The organism is Streptomyces sp. NPDC058701 (genome assembly GCF_042715295.1).
GTDB lineage: Bacteria > Actinomycetota > Actinomycetes > Streptomycetales > Streptomycetaceae > Streptomyces.
The window spans coordinates 39,967-48,357 of record NZ_JBHXSY010000010.1 but is presented as its reverse complement, the minus strand read 5'-3'; the positions used below and the strand labels follow the sequence as shown (position 1 = coordinate 48,357).

Annotated in this window: 7 protein-coding genes and 1 pseudogene; 5 read left to right on the top strand and 3 right to left on the bottom strand. The window is 73.3% G+C overall.

Going from position 1 to position 8,391, the window contains the following annotated elements:
* A pseudogene (locus ACFWW8_RS13470) lies at nucleotides 1-943 on the top strand (hypothetical protein); the annotation flags it as partial.
* A gap of 87 nt (nucleotides 944-1,030) precedes the next feature.
* On the opposite strand, the gene ACFWW8_RS13465 reads toward ACFWW8_RS13470, so the two are convergent.
* Nucleotides 1,031-2,305, bottom strand: coding sequence for an ABC transporter substrate-binding protein (locus ACFWW8_RS13465; RefSeq protein WP_386527703.1), 1,275 nt, complete (start codon nucleotides 2,303-2,305; stop codon nucleotides 1,031-1,033).
* Nucleotides 2,306-2,513: 208 nt separating this feature from the next.
* On the opposite strand from ACFWW8_RS13465, the gene ACFWW8_RS13460 reads away from it, so the two are divergent.
* Both ACFWW8_RS13460 and purU read left to right on the top strand, forming a co-directional pair.
* Nucleotides 2,514-2,960, top strand: coding sequence for a hypothetical protein (locus ACFWW8_RS13460; RefSeq protein ID WP_386528106.1), 447 nt, complete (start codon nucleotides 2,514-2,516; stop codon nucleotides 2,958-2,960).
* A 14-nt stretch (nucleotides 2,961-2,974) separates the two neighbouring features.
* Complete coding sequence (gene purU, locus ACFWW8_RS13455; protein ID WP_267727272.1) at nucleotides 2,975-3,859, top strand: formyltetrahydrofolate deformylase; 885 nt, start codon at nucleotides 2,975-2,977, stop codon at nucleotides 3,857-3,859.
* Between the two features lie 118 nt (nucleotides 3,860-3,977).
* Here purU and ACFWW8_RS13450 read toward each other — a convergent pair whose 3' ends face one another.
* A complete protein-coding gene (locus ACFWW8_RS13450; protein ID WP_386527699.1) occupies nucleotides 3,978-4,496 on the bottom strand; it encodes an EF-hand domain-containing protein in 519 nt (172 codons plus the stop codon).
* A 301-nt stretch (nucleotides 4,497-4,797) separates the two neighbouring features.
* Between ACFWW8_RS13450 and ACFWW8_RS13445 the strand changes: the two genes are divergently transcribed.
* Nucleotides 4,798-5,376: a sigma factor gene (locus ACFWW8_RS13445; protein ID WP_386527696.1), complete on the top strand. Its 579-nt coding sequence runs from the start codon at nucleotides 4,798-4,800 to the stop codon at nucleotides 5,374-5,376.
* Complete coding sequence (locus ACFWW8_RS13440; protein WP_386527693.1) at nucleotides 5,373-6,728, top strand: zf-HC2 domain-containing protein; 1,356 nt, start codon at nucleotides 5,373-5,375, stop codon at nucleotides 6,726-6,728. The genes ACFWW8_RS13445 and ACFWW8_RS13440 overlap by 4 nt, the downstream gene beginning before the upstream one ends.
* 78 nt (nucleotides 6,729-6,806) lie before the next feature.
* On the opposite strand, the gene ACFWW8_RS13435 is transcribed toward ACFWW8_RS13440, so the two are convergent.
* Complete coding sequence (locus ACFWW8_RS13435) at nucleotides 6,807-8,354, bottom strand: class I adenylate-forming enzyme family protein (protein ID WP_386527690.1); 1,548 nt, start codon at nucleotides 8,352-8,354, stop codon at nucleotides 6,807-6,809.
* Nucleotides 8,355-8,391: the final 37 nt, after the last annotated feature.

Sequence of the window (8,391 nt, the reverse complement as noted above, 5' to 3'; positions counted from 1 at the left end):
CCAGTACATTCCGCCGGTGCCGGGCGGGCCCGCGCACGCCGAGGCGGCGACGCAGTACATCGCGCCCGTTCCCGCCGCCGAGTTCGACGGCCTGTTCCGCGGGGGCGACGACTCCGCCGGGCACACGCAGCAACTGCCGTCCGTGCAGGAGCCGGTGCGGCGGCAGCCGCCGCGCCCGTACCCGCCGCGCGGGCAGGGACCCGTGCCGCACCCGCAGCAGGCACGGCAGCCGTACCGCCCCCACCCGGGCCAACCCCCGCACCCGCAGCAGCAGTTCGCCGGGCCGCCGCCGCCCCCGCCGCCGGAGGCCCCGCGCAGGGTCTCGCCCGCCGTCGTCGTCGCGGTCGTCGTCGGCCTGGCCGTCGCCGGTCTCGGCGTCGGCTCGCTGCTCGGCGACGACAAGCCGAAGAATAACGACCCGGGCGCGGTCCCGGCCGCGCCGAGCGCCGCCGGGGGTTCCGCCCCGGCCGCCGAGCCCCGGGTGGACCCGGGCAGCCCGCAGGCCGTCCAGCTGGACAAGCTCCTCGCCGACAGCAACGACAGCCGCGCCGCGGTGATCAAGGCCGTCGAGGACATCAAGGTCTGCAGCAACCTGGAGCAGGCCGCCGCCGACCTGCGCGACGCGGCCCGCCAGCGCGAGGAGCTCATCACGCGCCTCAAGGAGCTCAAGCTGGACCAGCTCCCGAACCACGTGAAGCTGAGCGCGGCCCTCACCAAGGCCTGGCAGTCCTCCGCGGCCGCCGACAACAGCTACGCGGCCTGGGCGCAGGACGTGGGCGGCGACAAGGGCTGCAAGGACGGCAAGGCCAAGAACACGGACAACGCCTCCGCGGGGAACAAGGCGAGCGGCGACGCGACGCGGTCCAAGGAGCAGGCCGCGACCCTGTGGAACACGATCGCGGCCAAGTACTCCCTCACGAAGCGCGACAAGTCGCAGCTCTGAGACCCCGGCCGGGGCGGGGAATCCGCCCCGGCCCGCTCCCGCCCGCTCCCGCCTGCCCCGGCCCGCTCCCGCCCGCCTCGCCCCCGGTCAGGCGGCCCGGGGGGCCTGTTCCAGCGTCGGGGTCATGTCCATGGACTGCTCGCCCTGCTGGGCGACCAGCCGGCCGGCCTGGACGATCTGGAAGCTGACCCGGCCGTTGACGATGCGGGGAAAACCGCCGACCGCCCGCATGTCCTGGTAGCGCCAGCTCAGTTCCGGGGTCAGGCCGCCGGTCGTGACGGACTGCGACTGGTTCAGGACGCGCGCGACCTTGCGGGCGGTGACCTTCTCGTCCGGCTTGAAGCGGTTCACGATCTCGCTCAGGACGGTGTACGCGATCCAGGTGGTCTGCGCGCCGCTGTCGGCGGCGTCGAGCCCGTCCGCGCCGAGGGAGTGCTCGGAGATCACCTTGCGCATCGGCTCCCACAGGGGATCGGTGGACACCGGGTACCAGCTGGTCAGGTACGCGCCCTCGAAGGGGCTCTCGCGACCGCCGGTACGGTCCACCAGCGACTGGCTGAGGCTGCCGAGCACCGAGGAGATCTGCGGGTTCTTCTTCTGGGCGTCGGCCCGGCGGAAGGCGTCGAAGAAGGTCTCCGTGCGCTCGCCGAGGACCGCGGTCACGCAGCCCCGCTCCTTGCCGCCGGTGGTGTTGGACAGGGCCTCGCGGGCCTGCGGGGCGAAGTCCGTCGCGTCCTCGGCGGCCCGGATGTCGGAGGCGTCGCCCATCTTGTTGGCGCGCAGCCCGGCGTTGAGCAGGACGGGCAGGGAGTCGCCCGCGAGGGTGTCGGGGCGGACCAGCGCGACCTGGCTGCAAGCGCGGCCGAGCTGGTGGCCGGCGCCGGCGAGGAGGACGGGCTGGCCGCCGTTGACGGGGTAGGAGAGCGTGGACTGGAACTCCTCGGAGGAGACCCCGTACCCGCCGATGAACGGGATGCCCTCGGCCTCCAGCGGGGCCATGAAGGCCCGCCCGTGCTGGCTGTAGGAGCCGACCACGGCGACGGCCTTCTCGGAGATGGCCTTGCGGGCGCAGTCGGCGGCGCCGGTGGGCGTGTTCTTCTCGTTGCAGGTCAGGACCCGCAGGGTGCGGCCGTTGACGCCGCCCTTGGAGTTCACCCAGCGCTCGTACGCCCGGGCCATGGCGGGCATTCCGGGCATGTTGGTCGCGCGGGTGCCCTCGGGTGCGAAGGTCATGACGGTGAGGGTGTCCCCGGATCCCCCGGAGCCCCCGGGTATCACCCCGCACCCGGCGACGAGACACGCACCCATCGCGGTGGCGAGGAGGATGCGGGAAAGCCTTGCTGCGCGGCGCCAGTCGGTCATGTCCACGCACCATTCCGCCCCACGGGGAACTGAAGTGTGAGGTGTACACAACATTCGGTGACGTCCAGGTGAATTGCCGGGGAAGCCGCCGGGTCCCGCGGCGCCGCAGGCGCCTCAAGATCGCGCTGAACAGGAACGTACGATCGAAAGCGTGACATTCGCCCAAGGTTCGAAGAACTCTTCCCGCCGCGGCGGCCGCTCCTCCACCATGGGCGGCATGCCCCTCAACGACATGCCGTGGTGGCGCTGGCGCAGCAACGTGCGCTCGGCGCTGCACATGCTCTCCGACCCGGTCTTCCACGAGGAGATCTGGCTCGCCGGCGCCGAAGGGTACGGGGACGTCACCGACGCCGTGTACCGGCTCGTGGAGGACACCTGGCTCGACAGCTGGTCGGCCGAGAAGTACATCGGCACGATCTTCCGGGACTCGCAGGAGGCGGCCCTGGTCGACCTCGCCGTGCTGCGGGTGCTGCGGATCCTGCACCAGGTCGGCCCCGACGCCCCCGTCTCCGCCTACCTGGAGCACCACGCGTGGCCCGAGGCGGTCCGCGCCGCGCGCGAGGCGCACGTACGGCTGGCCGCGGCGGACGGGGACGACCCCGACGGGCGCCCGCGCTCGCTCGAACTGCTGAGGATGGCGACCCGCGCGGTGTGAAAGGCTGTCGGGTCATGAGCGACCCGCAGCCCGAGGCCCCGGCCCAGCCCCTCCAGCAGTACGTCCTGACCGTGTCCTGCCCCGACAAGCAGGGCATCGTGCACGCCGTGTCGAGTTACCTCTTCATGACCGGCTGCAACATCGTGGACAGCCAGCAGTTCGGAGACCGGGGGACCGGGCTCTTCTTCATGCGGGTGCACTTCGAAGCCGAGCCCGCGGTGACCGTCGACAAGCTGCGCGCCAGCTTCGCCGCGATCGGGGACTCCTTCCGCATGGACTGGCAGATCCACCGCTCCGACGAGCGCATGCGGATCGTGCTGATGGTGTCCAAGTTCGGCCACTGCCTGAACGACCTGCTGTTCCGCTCCAGCATCGGCGCCCTGCCGGTGGAGATCGCGGCCGTGGTCTCCAACCACACGGACTTCGCGGAACTGGTCGGCTCGTACGACCTCCCGTTCGTGCACATCCCGGTGACGAAGGACACGAAGGCGGCCGCCGAGGCGGAGCTGCTGGAGCTGGTGCGGACGGAGAACGTCGAGCTGGTGGTGCTGGCCCGGTACATGCAGGTGCTGTCGGACACCCTGTGCAAGGAGCTGAGCGGGCGGATCATCAACATCCACCACTCGTTCCTGCCGAGCTTCAAGGGCGCGAAGCCGTACCACCAGGCGCACGCGCGCGGTGTGAAGCTGATCGGCGCGACCGCCCACTACGTCACCGCCGACCTGGACGAGGGCCCGATCATCGAGCAGGAGGTCGAGCGGGTGGGCCACGAGGTGACTCCGGACCAGCTGGTGGCGATCGGGCGCGACGTGGAGTGCCAGGCGCTGGCGCGCGCGGTGAAGTGGCACAGCGAGCACCGGGTGCTGCTGAACGGCGCGCGGACGGTGGTCTTCGCCTAGGCCGTCGGACCGCGTCGCGGGCGCCGGGCCGCTTCCGGACGCCGCCGCGGGCGTCCGGGCAGGGGGAGGGGCGGGGCCGCGGGGCCCCGCCGTCGACCTCCTGGCCGCGCCGCGGGCGTCAGGCGTCCGGGGCCTCCACGCCGCAGTACGACGCGAAGGCCGCCAGGATCTCGTCCTCCGAGATGCGGCCGTCGCCGTCGGTGTCCAGGGCGGTCGCCACCTGCTCGGCCTGCTCCGCCGGGGTGCCGAGCACGGTCAGCACCCGCGCCGTGGCCGACGGGGTCGCACCGGCGCCGTCCGGGTCCGCGACCGCGATCACGGCCCGCAGGAACGGCCGCGCGATCTCCGCGAACCGCTGCGGGCTGTCGCGCAGCCGCTTCGCCGCGCCGGTGATGAACTCCTCGCGGGACACCCGCTGGTCACCGTCGACGTCCGCGATGCCCGCCATGCCCTGCCAGAAGGCCTCGGCGCCGGCGAAGACCGCCTGGCCCTTGTCGGAGCGTGCGGTGGTACCGAATTCGGTCAGCACGGCCTTCGCGGCCGTGCTGAAGTCCTCCCGGTCGATATAGCCGGACCCGTCCTGGTCGAAGGTGGCGAATCGGGCGGCGATCTTGCGCTCGTATCGTGCGCTGTCCATGTTCGGCGTTCCGCCTTCACGTGTGCGATGGGGTTCAGATCAAGACAATGCAGGAGCGTACGGCCTACGTGGCCTGCGCGTTAAGCGAAGCGGTCAAGGAGGTGGCGACATCGAACCCGCGCACGGGGAGCGTGGCGGGGCGCGTACACCTGTACCCATGTCCCCATGCTCGTACCACCGTTCGCGCGGCGCCATGCCCTTATCACGCGCGGCGCATTTTTGTGGCGGGCTTCCCCCAAAACGGGCGCACAACGCCATGTGCCCACTACATTCGATGCGTCGACACACGGCTGGGGGCACGATGCCGAAGGACGCACCACCGCGCTGGGACCGCCGCATGCAGCAGCGCCTCGCCCGCGGTGAGGCGGCCGCGCTCGGGGAGCTGTACGACCGCTTCGCCTCCCTCGTGCACAGCCTGGCGCACCGGGTGCTGGGCGACGAGAAGGCCGCCGACCGGACCACCCGCGAGGTCTTCGCGTACATCTGGGAGAACCCCGACGCCTACGACCCCAAGCAGGGCTCCATGCGGTCGTGGGTCGCCCGGATCGCCCAGTGCCAGGCCGTGGCGCGGCTGCGGCAGGCGGAGCGGGGCCGCGGCTCGCACGAGGAACTGGAGCAGAAGGTGCGCAGTGCCAGCGCCGCAGCCCGCGCCGACTTCATCGTCACCTCCATGCCCGCGCCCCTGCGCGCGGCGCTGGAACTCGCGTACTTCAAGCGGCGCGACTACCGGCAGGCCGCCGCCGACCTCCAGATCAGCGAGGACGAGGCGCGGCGCCGGCTGCGGCTCGGGCTGCAGCTGCTGTCGACCGCCCACACCCTCCCGCTGGACGAAACGACCCTTCCCGGACACGGCCACCACACCCGTGGAACGCCCCGATGACCGGCCCCGCCGAGCGACCCGACGACGGGTACGGGCAGCCCGCGGGCCCCGCCCGGATACCGGGTCCGCGCGGCCCCGCCGACGACCTGGACCCGCTGTACGCGCCGCTGCCGGAGCCGCCCGCGCTCCGGGAGCCGCGCGGTGAACCGGCCCCGGACCCCGCCCCGGACCCCGCCCCGGACCCCGCACCGGACCCCGCACCGGCGGCTGTCCCGCCCCCCGTGCCGGCGGCCGTCCCGGACCCCTTCCCGCCCACGCACGCCGTGCTGAAGTCCCTGCTCGGGGCGTGGGCGCTGGCCGCCTGCTCCGCGGACGAGACGCAGGCCGTGGAGGAGCACCTCACCGAGTGCGCGCCCTGCGCGGAGGAGGCGCTGCGGCTGCGCGACGCGGTGGGCCTGCTGCACCCGGAGGAGACCCTCGACCTCAAGCCCTTGCTGCGGTCGCGGGTGCTGGAGGACTGCCTGGGCAAGCGGCCGGCCCGCATCCCGGTGCCGTCGTGGGCGAGCCCGTACGACACCGAGACGGCGCGGCTCGACGCGCTGCTCCAGGACTTCGGCGACTCGGAGTGGCACACCCCGGTACGGCTGAAGTGGTACGAGGAGGAGGGCCAACGCTCGCAGCGGACCACGGTGGCGGGGGTGATCGGGCACCTGATGACGGTGGACGGCATGGTCGCGACGGCCCTGGGGCTGGACGACCCGCTGGGTCCGGCCGCGCCGCCGGGCGCCGGCCCGGCCGCGCGGACGGAGCACTTCTGGGAGGCGTCGGGGCACCCGCCCACCCGGCAGGTCCGCGACCCGTGGCGGGAGCAGGGGCACACGCTGGTCCGTACGGTGTCCTTCGCCGGTGGGGGCGTGGCCGAACTGGCCGTGGACTACGGCGCCTTCGCGCTGCCGCTCGGGGACGCCTTCCTGGAGCGGGCCTTCGAGTGCTGGGTCCACGCGTGGGACATCGCCGAGGCGGTGGACTACCCGTACGAGGCCCCCTCCGGGCCGCACCTGCACCGCATGATCGACCTGGCGGCCCGGCTGCTGCCGGGGGCGCTGGCGCAGCGCCGCCGGTCGGGGCTGGCCGGACCGGCGCGCGGCCTGGTCGAGGCGGGCGCGCCGGGGCGGACGCTGCACCTGGAGATCGAGGGCGCGGGCGGCGGGGGCTGGGACATCGCGCTGGACTCGCCGGCCGCGAAGCCGTCGGCGGAGCGGACGGTGGCGGAGATCGCGCTGGACGGCGTCGAGTTCTGCCAGCTGGCCGCGGGTCACATCTCGCCGGAGGAGGCGGCCGCGGGGCAGCACGGCGACCGGGAGGCGATCCGCGACGTCCTGTTCGCGGCGGCCTCCCTGAGCCGGCTGTAGCCTCCCGGCGGGCGCGGGCGGGTACCGGGAAGGATGCCGGGGTGGGCACCCCACCCCGTCCCCGCTCCCCGGCGGTGGTCAGGCGTAGCGTTCGCGGAGGCGGTACTTGAGGACCTTGCGCAGGGCTTCGTTGCGGGGCAGGGACTCCAGGAGTTCCAGCTGCTCGGGGAGCTTGTGGGTCGCCAGGCCCTCTGCGCGCAGGTACGAGGTCAGCTGCGGCAGGGTCAGCGGGGCCGCACCCGGGGGCTGCTCCACCACGGCGCAGACGCGTTCGCCGCGCGCCGGGTCCGGGAGGCCGATGACCGCGACGTCGGCGACGCCGGGGAGCCGGTGCAGGAGGTCCTCGATCTCCTTCGCCGAGATGTTCTCGCCCTTGCGGATGATGACGTCCTTGCTGCGGCCGGTGAGGACCAGGTAGCCGTCCCGGGTCAGGTGCCCGAGGTCGCCGGTGATCAGGTAGCCGTCGGCGTCGAAGACCTCCGCGGACTGCTCCCGGTCGAGGTACCCGCGGCAGACGGCCTCGCCCTTGAGCCGGACCTCGCCGTCCGTGCCGGGGGGCAGCGGGGTGCCGTCGGCGGCGGTGATGCGGATGGACATGCCCGCCGGGGGGCGGCCCTCGGTGGTGGCCAGGTGGTCCGCCGTGTCGTCCGGCGCCCCCATGGTGATCATCGGGACCTCGGTCATGCCGTAGCCGTGGGTCAGCTGGCAGCCCATCTCCCGTACGACCGCGTGGTAGATCTCCGGCGGTTTCGGGGCGCCGCCGCCGGCCAGCAGGCGGAGGGTGGGGATGAGCTTCGTCGCGGGGTCCTTGCGCTGCTCCGTGAGGAACATGGAGTAGAAGGCCGTGGAGCCGCCGGCGACCGTGACGCCGTGGCGGCGGTAACCGGCGAGGGCGTCCGGCATGGCGAACTTCTCGAAGAGGACGGCCGGGAAGCCGTACAGCAGCAGCATGACGGTGTAGTCGGGCCCGGCTATGTGCGCGAACGGGAAGGCCATCGAGCCGACGTCGGCCGGGCTCAGGTGCAGGGCGTGGGCGAGGCAGGAGCCGCCGGCGATCAGGGACCGGTCGGTGTGCAGGACGCCCTTGGGGTCGGAGGTGGTGCCCGACGTCCAGTAGATCCAGCGGACGTCGGTGCCGGAGGCGGGCGGCGGGGGCAGGACGGCGGGGTCGCCGTCCGGGAGGTCGTCGTACGCCTCGAAGACCCCGCGGGCGCCGAGCCGTTCGGCCATCGCCCGGTAGTCGTGGCCGCGCCAGCGGCTCGGGACGGCGAAGAACTCGGCCTTGGACTCGCGGAGCGCGAAGCCGACCTCGCGGTCCCGGTAGAAGGGGATGACCGGGGACTGGACGGCTCCGATCCGGGCGAGGGCGACCGACAGCAGCACGGTCCCGATGCGGGTGGGGAGCTGCCAGGCGACGACCGTGCCCGGGCGCACGCCCATGCCGTACAGGCCGGCGGCGACGCGTTCGGAGCGGTCGCGGAGCTCGCCGAAGGTCAGCCGGCGGTCGTCGGCGGGGTCCTCGGCGGCCTCGACGAGGACGGTGGTGTGCGGGGTGAGCGCGGCCCGGCGGTCGACCAGCTCCCACAGGGTGCGGGACCGGCTCAGTTCTGTCGCGGTGTCCGGCATCCCAGACCTCCCTTAGCTGACGGATAGTCAGATCCAG